General features: G+C 73.5%; 12 protein-coding genes and 1 rRNA gene. 12 read left to right on the plus strand and 1 reads right to left on the minus strand.

Annotated features, from left to right (window positions below; genetic code table 11):
* Window positions 1–122: 122 nt before the first annotated feature.
* The 7 genes from rrf to H291_RS0100035 all read left to right on the plus strand — a co-directional run bounded on the left by rrf (window position 123) and on the right by H291_RS0100035 (window position 8938).
* Window positions 123–239 (plus strand): 5S ribosomal RNA (rrf, locus tag H291_RS0100005).
* 158 nt (window positions 240–397) lie between these two features.
* Window positions 398–1144, plus strand: coding sequence for an IclR family transcriptional regulator (locus H291_RS0100010; RefSeq protein ID WP_157236622.1), 747 nt, complete (start codon window positions 398–400; stop codon window positions 1142–1144).
* Window positions 1145–1264: 120 nt separating this feature from the next.
* Entirely contained in the window at window positions 1265–2851 is a 1587-nt protein-coding gene (gene aceB, locus H291_RS0100015) for a malate synthase A (protein WP_020012914.1), read from the plus strand.
* A 42-nt stretch (window positions 2852–2893) separates the two neighbouring features.
* Window positions 2894–4369 (plus strand): FAD-linked oxidase C-terminal domain-containing protein, encoded by a 1476-nt coding sequence (locus tag H291_RS0100020; RefSeq protein ID WP_020012915.1) that lies wholly within the window; start codon window positions 2894–2896, stop codon window positions 4367–4369.
* A complete protein-coding gene (locus H291_RS0100025) occupies window positions 4369–5637 on the plus strand; it encodes an FAD-binding oxidoreductase (RefSeq protein ID WP_020012916.1) in 1269 nt (422 codons plus the stop codon). Before H291_RS0100020 ends, H291_RS0100025 begins: the two co-directional genes overlap by 1 nt.
* Window positions 5637–6989, plus strand: a complete 1353-nt coding sequence (gene glcF / locus H291_RS0100030; RefSeq protein ID WP_020012917.1) for a glycolate oxidase subunit GlcF — start codon at window positions 5637–5639, stop codon at window positions 6987–6989. The genes H291_RS0100025 and glcF overlap by 1 nt, the downstream gene beginning before the upstream one ends.
* 131 nt (window positions 6990–7120) lie before the next feature.
* Window positions 7121–8938, plus strand: a complete 1818-nt coding sequence (locus H291_RS0100035) for an L-lactate permease (RefSeq protein WP_020012918.1) — start codon at window positions 7121–7123, stop codon at window positions 8936–8938.
* A 136-nt stretch (window positions 8939–9074) separates the two neighbouring features.
* Here the strand turns inward: H291_RS0100035 and H291_RS34845 are convergent, their stop codons facing one another.
* On the minus strand, window positions 9075–10472 hold the full coding sequence (locus H291_RS34845; RefSeq protein WP_198012368.1) for a hypothetical protein: 1398 nt from the start codon (window positions 10470–10472) through the stop codon (window positions 9075–9077).
* Here H291_RS34845 and H291_RS34005 point away from each other — a divergent pair.
* The 5 genes from H291_RS34005 (at window position 10437) to H291_RS28025 (ending at window position 14921) form a co-directional block, all read left to right on the plus strand.
* Window positions 10437–11558: a hypothetical protein gene (locus H291_RS34005; protein ID WP_198012369.1), complete on the plus strand. Its 1122-nt coding sequence runs from the start codon at window positions 10437–10439 to the stop codon at window positions 11556–11558. The genes H291_RS34845 and H291_RS34005 overlap by 36 nt on opposite strands.
* Complete coding sequence (locus tag H291_RS0100045) at window positions 11555–12562, plus strand: HAD-IIA family hydrolase (RefSeq protein WP_020012920.1); 1008 nt, start codon at window positions 11555–11557, stop codon at window positions 12560–12562. Before H291_RS34005 ends, H291_RS0100045 begins: the two co-directional genes overlap by 4 nt.
* Window positions 12563–12814: 252 nt before the next feature.
* The gene (locus H291_RS34010; RefSeq protein WP_020012921.1) at window positions 12815–12991 is read left to right on the plus strand and encodes a hypothetical protein; all 177 of its coding nucleotides are present in this window, start codon (window positions 12815–12817) and stop codon (window positions 12989–12991) included.
* An 11-nt stretch (window positions 12992–13002) separates the two neighbouring features.
* Window positions 13003–13977 carry a TlyA family RNA methyltransferase gene (locus H291_RS28020; RefSeq protein ID WP_033325239.1) on the plus strand — a complete coding sequence of 325 codons (975 nt, stop codon included), beginning with the start codon at window positions 13003–13005 and terminating at the stop codon, window positions 13975–13977.
* Window positions 13974–14921 carry an NAD kinase gene (locus H291_RS28025; protein ID WP_121387838.1) on the plus strand — a complete coding sequence of 316 codons (948 nt, stop codon included), beginning with the start codon at window positions 13974–13976 and terminating at the stop codon, window positions 14919–14921. The genes H291_RS28020 and H291_RS28025 overlap by 4 nt, the downstream gene beginning before the upstream one ends.
* Window positions 14922–14925 lie beyond the last annotated feature (4 nt).

Consider the following 14925-nt stretch of genomic DNA (forward strand, 5'->3'; position numbering starts at 1 on the left):
ACCGTGTTAAAAGAGATTCTTTGTTGTGCTACGCGTCCACTATGCGGTTCCCGAGTCACGGGCACCAACCCCCTGCCACTAGTGATAGTGGGTGTGTGGGGTTTGCTTGTTCTCGATAGTGTTACGGTGGTCATAGCGTGGGGGAAACGCCCGGTCCCATTCCGAACCCGGAAGCTTAGCCTCACAGCGCCGATGGTACTGCCCTGGTGACGGGGTGGGAGAGTAGGACGCCGCCGGACAACCATTCCCAGGAGGGGGTGGGGTTGCTAGCCCTGACGGGTTGGTGATCCCACCCCCTACCTGCATTCCCGGAACAAACGCCAGCACCCCGTCTTCCGCTGTGTGGAATGCTGGTTCCGCCGACCGGTAGGTCTGGCGTACCGACGGGGAGAACGACGTGGCAGAGACTGGTGTGCAGTCGGTCGAGCGAGCGCTCGACCTGCTGGAGATCCTTGCGGAGCTCGGCGGTGATGCCGGCCTGAGCGAGCTCTCGGAGCAGTCGGGGCTGCCGCTGCCTACCATTCATCGCCTGATGCGTACCCTCGTCGCCCGCGGTTACGCGCGGCGGCTGCCCTCGCGCCGTTATGCGCTCGGGGCCCGGGTGATGGGACTCGGTGACGCGGCCGGCCGACAGCTCGGCGCCGGCGCGCGCCGGCACCTGGCCCGCGTGGCGCGCGAGCTGGGCGAGACCGCGAACCTCGCGATGCTCGACGGCGAGATGGCGGTCTACGTGGCGCAGGCGGCGTCGTCGCACTCGATGCGGATGTTCACCGAGGTGGGGCGGCGAGTGAACCTGCACAGCACCGGCGTCGGCAAGGCGCTCCTGGGGGAGCTGTCCGATGGCGCGGTGCGCGAGATCGCGGCACGGGTGGGCCTCGCGCCCGCGACCGACCGGACGATCACCGACGTCGACGCGCTCCTGGCCGCCGTCGGCGAGATCCGGGAGCTCGGGTACGCCGTCGACGACGGGGAGCAGGAGATCGGCGTGCGGTGCTTCGCCGTCGTCGTGCCGGGGGTGCCGGTGCCGACCGCGCTGTCCGTGTCCGGGCCGGCGGCGCGGGTGTCGTTCGAGTTCGGCGAGCGCGCGGTCCCGCTGCTGCACGAGGTCGCCCGGGAGGTCGCGGCGGAGCTCTCCGGCAGCTGACGGGCCGCGGACGCGTTGACCGGGCGTCGTCGGGCACCTAGGGTTTTCGCTAGGAAGTATTCAGTTTCCGCATCGTGGAATTACTGCGGGAGCCGAGCCGATCGACCAAAGGAACTCGACGTGGACACTCCGGACGGCCTGACGATCAGCGGCGACATCGCGCCCCGCGCGGAAGAGGTGCTCACCCCGCAGGCGCTCGGGCTGGTGGTGGCCCTGCACCGGGCGCTCGACGACCGCCGGCTGGAGCTGCTCGAGGCGCGACGGCGCCGGGTCGAGGACCTCGCGGCGGGCGGCACCCTCGACTTCCTGCCCGAGACCCGGCACATCCGCGAGGACCCGACGTGGCGCGTCGCGGAGCCGGCCTCTGGCCTGGCCGACCGGCGCTGCGAGATCACCGGCCCCACGGACCGGAAGATGACCATCAACGCCCTGAACTCGGGCGCCAAGGCCTGGCTCGCCGACCACGAGGACGCGAACACCCCGCAGTGGAGCGCCGTCGTGGGCGGGCAGCTCAACCTGCTCGACGCCATCAACCGGAACATCGACTTCACGGGCGAGAACGGCAAGCACTACGCGCTCAAGCCGGACGACGAGCTGGCGACGATCATCGTGCGGCCGCGCGGCTGGCACCTGCCGGAGAAGCACCTGCTGGTGGACGGCCGTCCGGCGTCGGGCAGCCTGGTGGACTTCGCGCTCTACCTGGCCACGGCGGGGCTGCGGCAGATCGAGAAGGGCCAGGGCCCGTACTTCTACCTGCCGAAGATGGAGTCGCACCTGGAGGCCCGGCTCTGGAACGACGCGTTCGTGCTGGCCCAGGACTTCCTCGGCATCCCGCGGGGCACCATCCGCGCCACGGTGCTCATCGAGACCTACCCCGCGGCCTTCGAGATGGAGGAGATCCTCTACGAGCTGCGGGAGCACAGCGCGGGCCTGAACGCCGGGCGCTGGGACTTCATGTTCTCCGTGATCAAGTCGTTCCGGACGCGCGGCACGGACTTCATGCTGCCCGACCGCAACGCCGTCACCATGACGGTGCCGTTCATGCGGGCCTACACGGAGCTGCTGGTCAAGACGTGCCACACGCGCGGCGCGCACGCGATCGGTGGCATGGCCGCGTTCATCCCGAGCCGCGACGAGGCGGTCAACGAGGCCGCGTTCGCCAAGGTGCGCGACGACAAGACGCGCGAGGCCAACGACGGGTTCGACGGCTCGTGGGTGGCCCACCCCGGCATGGTCGGGGTCTGCACGGAGGTCTTCACCTCGGTGCTCGGCGACCGGCCGAACCAGATCGACCGCACCCGCGAGGAGGTGCAGGTCACCGCCGCGCAGCTGCTCGACGTCGCCGCCACCCCCGGCGACGTCACCGAGGCCGGGCTGCGGAACAACATCTCCGTGGGCATCCAGTACCTCAAGGCGTGGCTCGGCGGGCTCGGCGCCGTCGCGATCTTCAACCTGATGGAGGACGCCGCCACCGCGGAGATCTCCAGGTCCCAGGTGTGGCAGTGGCTGCACAACGACGTGACGCTCGCCGACACGGGCCACCGGGTCACGCGCGAGCTGATCGACCGGATCGTCGAGGAGGAGATCGCCAGGCTTCCCGGTGACCCTGCAGACTACGCGGAGGCCAGGCAGACGTTCCTGGAGGTGGCGGTCGCGGACGACTACGCGGACTTCCTGACCCTCCCGGCCTACGCCCGCATGCCCTGACCAGTACTCGACGAGCACCGCGCGCAACGAGGAGGTTGCCGGATGGGCGAGAGCAGTACCAGCGGGCTGAGGAACGTCGTCGGCGAGCTGCTGGCCGAGCTGGGCGGCGAGCAGGTGATCACCGACCGGCAGCGGCGGCGGACCTACGAGTGCGACGGGCTCGCCGCCTACCGCGTGATCCCCGGCGCGGTGGTCCTCGCCCGGGACGCGGCCGACGTCGCGACGGCGGTACGGGCCTGCGCGCGACACGGCGTGCCGTTCGTCGCGCGCGGGTCGGGCACCGGGCTGTCGGGCGGGGCGCTGCCGCACGCCGAGGGCGTCCTCGTGGTCATGTCGCAGCTGCGGGCGATCCGGGAGGCGGACCTGGCCAACCAGCGCGCCGTCGTGGACCCCGGGGTGATCAACCTCCAGCTCACCGCCGCGACCAGCCCCGACGGGTACTACTTCGCGCCCGACCCCTCCAGCCAGTCCGTGTGCTCGATCGGCGGCAACGTCGCCGAGAACTCGGGCGGCGCGCACTGCCTCAAGTACGGCTTCACCACCAACCACGTCACGGGCGTGGACCTGGTGACGCCCGGTGGCGAGCAGGTCGAGATCGGCGGCAAGGCGCCGGACCCGCCGGGGTACGACCTACTCGGCGCGCTCGTCGGCAGCGAGGGCACGCTCGGCATCGTCACCGCCGCGACGGTGCGCCTGACGCGGCTGCCGCAGGAGGTCCGCACCCTGCTGGCCGCCTTCCGCACCATGGACGACGCCGGGGCCGCCACCTCCGCGATCATCGCGGCCGGCGTGATCCCCGCGGCGATCGAGATGATGGACGCCCTGGCGATCGAGGCCGCCGAGGCCGCCGTGCACTGCGACTACCCGCACGGCGCGGGCGCGGTGCTCGTGATCGAGCTCGACGGGCCCGCCCCGGACGTCGCGGGGGAGTTCGACGACGTCGTCCGGCTGTGCGAGGGGGCCGGCGCGTTCGAGGTGCGGGTCGCGGCGGACGACGAGGAGCGCGCCCTGATCTGGAAGGGCCGCAAGTCCGCGTTCGCGGCGGTCGGCCGGATCAGCCCGGACTACATCGTGCAGGACGGCGTGATCCCGCGCACCGCCCTGCCGCTCGTGCTGCGGCAGATCGCCGAGCTGAGCGAGAGCGCGGGCGTGCGGGTGGCGAACGTCTTCCACGCGGGCGACGGCAACCTGCACCCGCTGGTGCTGTTCGACGGCGCGGTCGAGGGCGCCGTCGACCGCGCCGAGGCGGTGGCCGGCGGGATCCTCGACCTGTGCCTGGAGCACGGCGGGTCCATCACGGGCGAGCACGGCGTGGGCGCCGACAAGGCCAAGCACATGCCGCGCATGTTCACGCCCGACGACCTGGACACGATGCAGGCGGTGCGCTGCGCGTTCGACCCCGAGGGCATCTCGAACCCCGGCAAGGTTTTCCCGACGCCGCGGCTGTGCGGGGAACGGCCCGGGCGGCACCGAGGCGCGCACCCGCTCGCGGAGTCCGGCGTGGCGGAGGTCTTCTGATGGCGGACCTGCGGCGGCTCGCCGGGGCGCTGCGGCACGACGGCGGCGCGGTGCGCGAGGCGGGACCGGAGGACACCGTCGACGGGGTACCCGCCACGGTGGTGGCGCGGCCGGCGTCGGCGGACGGCGTGGCCGCCCTGCTGCGCGAGGCGACCGCGCAGGGGCTGGTCACCGTGGCGCGCGGCGCCGGGACGGCGCTCGACTGGGGCGCCCCGCCGGAGCGTGTCGACCTGGTCCTGGAGACCACGGGCCTGGACCGGCTCGTGGAGCACGGCGCGGGAGACCTGGTGGTCGTGGCCGAGGCCGGGCTGCCCGTCGCGGAGCTGCTGGAGAAGGTCGGCGGCGCGGCGCAGGAGCTGGTGGTCGACCTGCCGCCCGCGCGGCTGGCTGGCGGCTCCACGGTGGGCGGTCTGCTGTCGACGGGCGTGTCCGGCCCGCGGCGCCTGCAGCGCGGCGGGGTGCGCGACCTCGTGCTGGGCGCGACCGTTGTGCTCGCCGACGGCACCGTCGCGTCGTCGGGCGGCAAGGTGGTCAAGAACGTGGCCGGCTACGACCTCGCCAAGCTCCTGACCGGTGCGTACGGGACCCTCGGCATCGTGGTCCGGGCGGCGTTCCGGCTGCACCCGGCGCGGCCGGACCGTGCGTTCGTGATCGGCTCGGGCCCGGCGGCCGACGTCGCCGCGCAGGCCCGCGACGTGGTCGCCTCGCAGCTCGCGCCCGCCGCGGTCGAGATCGACCGGCCCGCGGGCAGCGACGTCGCCGAGGTGGCGGTGCTGCTGGAGGGGACCGGGGCTGCCGTCGGGCAGCGGGCCGCCGACGCGGCCGGGCTGCTGGGCGGCCGGGTCCGGGCGGAGCAACCGGAGTGGTGGGCGGCGCTGCCCGGGACCAGCGGCGGGCCTACCTGCGACGGCTCGACCCTCGTCAAGGCGACCGCGACGCTCACCGGGGTGGCCGGGCTGCTGGCCGCGGCACGAGAAAGCGAGCAGCGGTACGGGGCCGGTGTCGCGCTGCGCGGGACCGCCGCCGGAGTGCTGTACGCCCTGGTGACGGGCTCGCCCGAGGCGACCGCGCTCGCCGTCGGGCACTTGCGGGCGGCCGCACCCAGCCCACGGGAGGGGACCGTGACCGTGCTGCGGGCGACGCCCGAGGTGCGGGCGGCGCTGGACGCGTGGGGGCCCGTGGGCGGGCTCGACCTGATGCGGGCGATCAAGCGACAGCTCGATCCCGGGCGGAACCTGGCACCCGGCCGATTCGTGGGAGGCATCTGATGAGCGAGGCGAAGCCGGACCTGCTGGGCTCCTTCGACGAGCGGGGGTCCACCGGGCAGGGGGCGTTCGACGGGCACCGTCCGCCGTCCCGCGAGCTGGTGGACGACTGCGTGCACTGCGGGTTCTGCCTCCCCGCCTGCCCCACCTACTCGCTGTGGGGCGAGGAGATGGACTCCCCGCGCGGCCGGATCTACCTCATGAAGGAGGGGCTGGAGGGCGAGCCGATGTCGGCGGCGCTCGTGCAGCACGTCGACGCGTGCCTGGGGTGCATGGCGTGCGTGACGGCGTGCCCGTCGGGGGTCCGGTACGACACGCTCGTCGAGGCGACCCGGCAGCAGGTCGAGCGGCGCGGCGCCGAGCACCGGTCGCGCGGGCAGCGGCTGCTCCGGTCGGCGATCTTCGCGCTGTTCCCGCACCCGGAGCGGCTTCGGCGGGTGCTGCCGCTGCTCGCGATGTACCAGCGCTCGGGGCTCTCCCGCCTGGTGCGGCCGGTGCTGGCGCGGACGTCCCCGACGCTGGCGACCATGGAGGCGATCGCGCCGCCCGTGGGGCCGCGCGTGCCGGTGCCGGCGCTGGTCCCGGCGGTCGGGGAGCGGCGGATGACGGTCGGGCTGCTGCTGGGCTGCGTGCAGCGCGAGTTCTACCCCGGCGTGAACGCGGCGACGGCGCGGGTGCTCGCCGCGGAGGGCTGCGACGTCGTGGTGCCGCCGGACCAGGGCTGCTGCGGCGCGCTGTCCGTGCACGCCGGGCGCGAGGCCGAGGGGCTCGACTACGCGCGGGCGCTGGTCGACGCGTTCGCCGACGCCGGCGTCGAGCGGATCGTGGCCAACTCGGCCGGGTGCGGGTCCACGATGAAGGACTACGCCGACCTGCTGGCCGACGACCCCGCCTACGCGGAGCGGGCGGCCGCCTTCGCGGCCCGGACCCGGGACGTCTCCGAGGTGCTGGCGGAGCTGGAGCCGGTCGCGCCGAGGCACCCGCTGCCGCTCACGATCGCGTATCACGACGCCTGCCACCTGCGGCACGCGCAGGGCGTGAAGGCGCAGCCGCGCGCGGTGCTCGCGACGATCCCGGGGCTGGTGGTCAAGGAGATCGCCGAGGGCGACATGTGCTGCGGGTCGGCCGGGATCTACAACCTCACCAACCCTGAGCCGGCGCGGGAGCTGGGTGATCGCAAGGCCACGCACGTGGCGGCCACGGGCGCGGAGCTGCTGGTCACGTCCAACCCGGGCTGTCTGCTGCAGATCACCGGCGCGCTGTCCCGGCAGGGACGCGCCATGCCGACGGCGCACATGGTGCTGGTGCTGGACGCGTCCCTGCGTGGGGTGGGGGTCGAGGAACTGCTGGGCTGAGCCGAACCGTTCGGGTGAAAACTCCCGATTGCGCCGGTTTGCTGCTAGATTGTCACTGTGTGGAGTGTCAATTCCACCATGCGAAAGTTCCAGAGAACCCTACCCGGCAACGAGGCCGGACTGGAGTCACCATGGACAATCTCGGCGTCCTCGCCCTGCTCGCGCTGCTCCCGATCCTCGTCGTAGGCACCCTGCTGCTCGGATTTCGCTGGCCGGCCCGGACCGCGATGCCGGTCGGCCTAGCTCTGGTCGTGGTCATCGCCCTGTTCGCGTGGCGTATGTCCCCGGTCGCGGTGGGCGCATCCGTCGTCCAGGGACTGTTGATCGCGATCGGTCTGCTCTGGATCATCTTCGGCGCGCTGCTGATGCTGGAGACGCTGGCCAAGAGTGGCGCGCTGCAGACGATCCGGGCGGGCTTCACCACGATCAGCCCCGACCGGCGGGTGCAGGTGATCATCGTCGCCTGGCTCTTCGGGTCGTTCATCGAGGGGGCGGCCGGGTTCGGCACGCCCGCCGCCGTGGTCGCGCCACTCATGCTCGCGCTCGGTTTCCCCGCGGCCGCCGCCGTCATGGCGGGCCTCATCATCCAGTCCACGCCGGTGAGCTTCGGCGCCGTCGGTACGCCCATGCTGACCGGGCTGGGTACGGGACTGGCGGACACCTCGGGCGCGCTGGCCCCCGAGGTCCAGGCGCGCGCCGACGCCCTCGGGCTGGACCATCTCGGGTTCATCGCCCACACCGCGACCCAGGTGGCGACCATCCACGCGATAGTCGGCATCCTCGTGCCGCTCATCCTCGTCACGCTGATGTGCGGCTTCTACGGCGAGAGACGATCGTTCCGTGCGGGCCTCGCCGTCGCCCCGTTCGCCGTCTACGCGGCGCTCGCCATGATCGTGCCGTACGTGACCGTGGCCTACCTGCTGGGTCCGGAGTTCCCGTCGCTGCTCGGTGGGTTCCTCGGGCTGGTGCTCGTGATGTTCACGTCGTCGAAGGGCTTCCTCATGCCCAAGGACGTCTGGGACTTCCCGCCGCGCGAGCGCTGGAGCGACCGGTGGATGGGGACGGTGGACCCGACGGCGGAGGCGGCGACGCTGACGCGCCGCATGTCGATGGTCCGGGCGTGGTCGCCGTACGTGATCGTGGCGGCGCTGCTGTTGATCACCCGGAACGTCCCGGTGATCAAGGACTTCCTCACGGGCCCCGCGGTGCTCGAGGTGCCGGACATCTTCGGCACCGGGATCAGCCAGAACATGGACCTGCTGTACTCGCCGGGGGCCATCTTCCTCCTGGTCTGCCTCGTGACCTACGTGCTGCACGGCATGCGGGGCCCGCAGATCAGGGAGTCGTGGAAGGTGGCCGGTGGTCAGCTCGGCGGCGCGGCGTTCGCCCTGCTGTGCGCGGTGCCGCTGGTGCGCATCTTCATCAACTCCGGGCCCGACTTCAACGCCGCCGGGCTCGACTCGATGCCGATCACGCTGGCGCAGGCCGCGGCGGACCTGGCGGGCCAGGGCTGGCCGATCGTGTCCCCGTTCATCGGCGCGCTGGGCGCGTTCGTCGCGGGCTCGAACACGGTCTCCAACATGATGTTCGCGCTGTTCCAGTTCAACACCGGGCTGGGGATCGGGGCGGCGACGCCGGAGACCGTGGCGGCGCTCCAGGCCGTGGGTGGTGCTGCGGGCAACATGGTGGCCGTGCACAACGTGGTCGCCGCGGCCGCGACGGTCGGCCTGCTCGGGCGCGAGGGCGACCTGATCCGCAAGACGATCCTCCCCATGACGTACTACTGCCTCGCGACGGGCGGCATCGGGTACCTCTGGATCTTCGGGTTCGCGTTCAACGCCGGGATGGTGGTGCTGCTGCTCGTGGTCGCGGCCCTGACCCTGGTGACCGTGCGGATGCTGCGGCGGCCGGACGCCTCCAACCCGGAGGTCCTGCCGGCCCGCCCGTGAGCGGGTTGCGGCGGGCTGTCCTGGGGGAGCGTCCTGGGGCCTGGTCGGCAGTTGGCATTGAGATCGGTCCAGTGTTGGACCGATCTCAATGCCAACTGCCGATTCTGCGTTCTGTCGTCGCCCGCGGACGCGCACGTCACATCCTTTCGACCCCGGGAGACGACGGCTCCCGTGGGAGAATGTTCGGGCATCTGTCATCGAAGGGAACACCGTGAACGAAACGCCCCGTGACCAGGGGAACGACCGCGAGGGCGACCGCCGCGGCGAGCGCAAGGGCGCCTACCGCAACGACGGCAACGGTCCGCGTCGCGACGACCGGGGCGGTGAGCGCGGTGGAGACCGGGGCCGCCGGTATGACGGCGCCCGCGGGGGCAGCGGGCCCCGGCGTGACGACGACCGGCCGCGTCGTTCGTTCGACGACCGGGGCGGCGACCGCCCACGTCGTGACGACCGCGGCGGCGACCGTCCGTTCCGGAGCGGAGGCGACGACCGGCCGCGCCGCCCGTACGGCGAGCGCGACAACCGGGGTGGCGACCGGGACAACCGCGGGGACCGCGACTTCCGGGGCGGCCGCGACGACCGCGGCGCGCGGAACGACCGCTCGTACCGGGGCAACGACGGCGACCGTCCGCGTCGCTCGTTCGACGACCGTGCGGGCAGCGGCCCGCGCCGGGACGACGACCGGCCTCGCCGGAGCTTCGACCGGGACGATCGGCCGCAGCGTTCGTTCGACGACCGTCCGCGCCGGTCCTTCGAGGACCGCGGGGGCGACCGTCCCCGCCGCGACGAGGGCGACCGCCCGCGCCGCAGCTTCGACGACCGCGGTGGGAACCGCCCGGCACGTCGGGACGACGACCGTCCGCGCCGCTCGTTCGACGACCGGGACAACCGTGGTCCGCGTCGCGACGACGACCGCCCGCGTCGTTTGTTCGACGACCGTGGCGGCGACCGCCCGCGGCGCAACGACGGTGACCGCCCGTTCCGCCGGAACGACGACGAGCGGCCCCGTCGCTCGTTCGACGACCGGGACAACCGTGGCCCGCGCCGCGACGACGACCGTCCGCGCCGTTCCTTCGACGACCGCGGCGACCGTCCGCGCCGTTCCTACGGCGACCGCGACGACCGGGGCGCGCGCGACGGCCGCGGCCGGGACGACCGCCCGCAGCGTTCGTTCGACGACCGTCCCCGACGTTCCTTCGAGGACCGCGGGGGCGACCGTCCCCGTCGTGACGAGGGTGACCGCTCCTCCCGGCGCAACGACGACGACCGGCCGCGCCGCTCGTACGGCGACCGCGACGAGCGCGGTGGCGACCGCCCCCGTCGCGACGAGCGCGGTGGCGACCGCCCCCGTCGCGACGAGCGCGGTGGCGACCGTCCGCGTCGCTCGTTCGGCGACCGTGACGACCGTCCGCGCCAGGACGCGGGCGAGGAGCGCGCCCCCCGCGTTCCCGAGCCGGAGATCGCCGAGGACGCCTCGTTCAGCCAGCTCGACCGCGACGTGCGCTCGCGCCTGCGCGGCCTGAGCAAGGAGCACGCCGAGTACGTCGGGCTGCACCTGGTGATGGCGGGCCGGCTGCTCGACGTCGACCCGGAGCGTGCCTACGAGCACACCCAGGCCGCGGTGCGCGGCGCCGGTCGTATCGACATCGTCCGCGAGGCCGCGGGCCTCGCGGCGTACCACACCAACCGGTACGCCGAGGCGCTGCGCGAGCTGCGCACGGTGCGCCGGCTGAACGGCTCCTCCGAGCACCTGCCGATCATGGCCGACGCCGAGCGCGGCCTCGGCCGTCCGGAGCGTGCCCTGGCGCTCGCCGCCTCGGAGGAGGCCGCGACGCTCGACGCCACCGGGCGCATCGAGCTTGCGATCGTGGCCAGCGGCGCCCGCTCCGACCTGGGCGAGCACGACGCCGCCCTGGCCGTGCTCGACAAGGTCTCGGCCGAGGACGCCCAGGGCGACCTCGGGCTGCGCGTGGTGCAGGCCCGCGCGGTCGCGCTCGAGGCCGCTGGCCGCGCTGACGAGGCGGCCGCGCTCCTCGCGAGCGTCGACAGCGAGGCGCTCGAGCGCGCGATCGGCGCGCAGACCCCGGACGAGGACATCACCGTGTTCGACGTCGAGGAGGACGCGGAGCTCGCCGAGCAGGAGTACGCCGCCGAGCACCCGGAGGAGTTCGCGGACGAGGGCGACTCGGACGAGGAGGGCGACGAGGACTCCGACGAGGACTCCGACGAGGACGACTCTGACGACGAGGAGTCCGGTGACTCCGCCGATTCTGGCGACTCGGCTGACTCCGGTGACTCGGCCGATTCCGCCGACTCGGCCGATTCCGCCGACTCGGCGGACTCCGCCGACTCGGCCGATTCCGCGGACTCCGCTGACTCTGCCGACTCGCCGGACGAGCCGGAGTCGGACGAGTCCGAGGACGAGGACGAGGGTGACGGCGAGTCGGAGGACGACGCGTCGGCCGCCGATGCCGGATCCTACGAGAAGGAGTCCGGCTCCGCCGAGGCCTCCGACGCCGTGATCGACATCGACGAGCCCGCCGTCACGGAGCCGACCGACACCACCTCGACGGCGCCCGCCCAGGGTGACCGCTCCGACGTCGGGCAGGAGAAGGAGTGACGGCGAACGCCGGCCTGCTGGCGAGCGACGCCCCGCTCGCCGCGGCCTACGACCTCGCGCTCGTCGACCTGGACGGCGTGGCGTACAAGGGGCACCTGCCGATCGAGCACGCGTCGGCGAGCCTGGCCGCGGCGCGGTCGGGCGGCATGCGGCTGCTGTTCGTGACGAACAACGCCTCGCGGGAGCCGGAGGACGTCGCGGGCCAGCTCACGGGCCTCGACATCCCGACGAACCCGGACGAGGTGATGACCGCGGCGCAGGCCTGCGCCGCGCTGCTCACCACGCGGCTCGACGCGGGCGCGAAGGTGCTCGTCGTCGGCGGCAAGGGCCTGGTCACCGCGGTGCGGTCGGCTGGCTTCACCGTGGTGGAGTCGGCGGACGACGACCCGGACGCCGTCGCGCAGGGGTACACCCCCGAGCTGGGCTGGACCCAGCTCGCCGAGGCGGCGTACGCGGTGAGCCGGGGCGCCTGGCACGTGGCGAGCAACCTGGACCTGTCGCTGCCGACGGCGCGTGGGTTCGCGCCGGGGAACGGTGCCCTCGTGGGCGCCGTCGTGGCCGCGACGGGAGTCACGCCGGACAGCGCCGGCAAGCCGTCGCCCACGATGTACCGGCTCGCCGTCGAGCGGGCCCGCGCGAGCCGGCCGCTGGTGATCGGGGACCGGCTCGACACGGATCTCGCGGGCGCACGCGGCGGCGGGTACCCGGGGCTGCACGTGCTCACGGGCGTGTCGACGGCGCGGGACGCCGTGCTGGCCGTGCCGGGGGAGCGCCCGTCGTTCCTGGGCGCCGACCTCCGGGCGCTGCTGGAGCCGCACCAGGTTCCCGTCCTCGCGGACGGCTGGTACGTGTCCGGCGGCGCGGCGGCGCGGGTGTCGGACGGCGAGCTCCGGCTCGACGGCGCCGGCATCGACCTGGTCCGCGCCGCGTGCGCCGCGACCTGGGCCGCGGTGGATGCGGGCGAACGGGTGGACGAGAAGACGATCCCGGACCTGCCGGTGTGAGAGGTGCGCTTCCACCCAGTCATTGCGCCCGGAACCGACGTGTTTCCGGGCGCAATGACTGGGTGGAAGCGCACTTCGGCGATCCCCACAGAATTCTCCCGGGTTCTGTCGGGGGCGACGGGTACCGTGTCATGCAGCACGCCGACCGGCCCGCGGCGGCGGACGGCTGACAGCAGCGACGGTCGAGAGCAGAGGCGGCCGACAGCACGGACGAGCGCAGTACGGACGAGCACAGTGGAGCGTTGACGCACGATGGACGAGTTCTACGAGACCGAGGAACCCGCGACCGGCCAGGCCGATCCCGAGGCGGGCGTCCGGCGCGCGCTCGACACGCTCGACGGCCTCGACGAGCTGCCCCCGGCCGAGCACGTCGCCCGGTTCGAGGCGGTCCACGACGCCCTGCGGGCGCACCTGAGCGGTGACGCCTGACGGTGGCGACGATGACAGCGAGCACGCGCGTGGACGCGGAGCTGGTCCGGCGTGGGCTGGCCCGGTCGCGTCGGCATGCCGCGGAGCTCGTGGCGGCCGGCCGGATCTCGGTGGCCGGCCGGGTGGTGGTCAAGCCGTCCGCGTCGGTGTCCGACGGCGCCGAGGTGACCGTCGCGCCCGGACCCGACCCCGAGCACGACTTCGCGTCGCGCGCCGCCTGGAAGCTGGCGGGCGCGCTCGACGCGCTGGCCCGGGTCCCGGGCGCACCCGTGGTCGAGGGCGCGTTCTGCGCCGACCTCGGCGCGTCGACCGGCGGGTTCACCGACGTGCTGCTGCGTCGCGGGGCCGCCCACGTGGTCGCTGTCGACGTGGGCCACGACCAGATCGTGCCCGCGCTGCGCGGCGACGACCGGGTGACCGTGGTCGAGGGCTTCAACGTGCGCGACCTGACCCCGGGCGACCTCGCGCAGTGCCCGGACCTCGTGGTCGCCGACCTGTCCTTCATCTCCCTGACCGTGGTGCTGCCCGCCGTCGCGGGCGTGCTGCGCCCGGGCGCGCAGGCGCTGCTGATGGTCAAGCCGCAGTTCGAGGTCGGCCGCGAGCGCCTGGGCAGCGGCGGCGTGGTCCGTGACCCGGCGCTGCACGTCGAGGCCGTGACCACGGTGCTGCGTGCCGCCGACGGCCTCGGTCTGCGGGCCCGCGCGGTGGTGCCGAGCCCGCTGCCGGGCCCGAGCGGCAACCGGGAGTTCTTCGTCTGGCTCGCCGTCGATCCCGTGGCCTGGGCGGACGAGCACGACCTGGCCCTGGTGGCCGCCGCCGAGACGGCGGTGGCCTGGGACCCCGCGCCGGGTGAGCCCGCCGGGCGGCCCGGCCGCCCGCCCGAGCCGCCGGCCGTCGTCGTGCACGGTGGGGAAGAGGCCGAACCAGGGCCGGTATCCGAGAAGACGCAGCAGCACACCGACGAGCAGAAGGAGCCCAGCCCGTGACCCGGCGAGTGCTCATCGTGACCCATGGCGGCCGCCCTCAGGCGGTCGCGGCGCTGGCGGAGGCCCTGCGCGAGCTGAAGGCCGCGGGCTTCGAGTACACGCTGCACGACGACGCGCTCGCCGAGGAGTTCGGCGACCACATGGCGGCCAAGCGCGTCGCCGAGGGCGTGCACAACGCCGAGGCCGTGATGGTGCTCGGGGGCGACGGCACGATCCTGCGTGCCGCGGAGCTGACGCGGGGCACCGACGTGCCGCTGCTGGGCGTGAACCTGGGGCACGTGGGCTTCCTCGCGGAGTCCGAGCGGGAGGACCTGCGCGCCGCCGTCCAGCGGCTCGTGGCGCACGACTACGACGTGGAGGAGCGCGCCACGGTCGACGTCACGGTGCACCTGCCCGGCACGGCGGAGCCCGTGGTCGGCTGGGCGCTGAACGAGGCGACAGTGGAGAAGGCGTCGCGCGACCGCATGCTGGAGGTCGCGATCGGGGTGGACGGCCGCCCGCTCCTGTCGTTCGGCTGCGACGGCGTGGTGATGTCCACCGCCACGGGTTCGACGGCGCACGCGTTCTCGGGCGGCGGCCCCGTCATCTGGCCCGACGTCGACGCCGTGCTCATGGTGCCGCTGTCCGCGCACGCTCTGTTCGCGCGGCCGCTGGTCATCGGCCCGAAGTCGCGCTACACGGTCGACGTGCTGCCGCAGTCGACGGTCGAGGGCGTGCTGACCTGTGACGGGCGCCGGGAGATCCGGCTGCCCCGCGGTTCTCGCGTCGTGGTGCGTCAGGGGGGTACGGTGCGCCTCGCACGGCTGTCGAACGCGCCGTTCGCGGACCGCCTCGTGTCGAAGTTCAACCTGCCCGTGTCGGGCTGGCGGGACCGTGTCGGGTCGGGGCACGTCGAGGCGCAAGATGTACCTTCTGACCCAGCCGACACCACACCAGAGACCTAAGGAG

The organism is Promicromonospora sukumoe 327MFSha3.1 (assembly GCF_000385135.1).
GTDB lineage: Bacteria > Actinomycetota > Actinomycetes > Actinomycetales > Cellulomonadaceae > Promicromonospora > Promicromonospora sukumoe_B.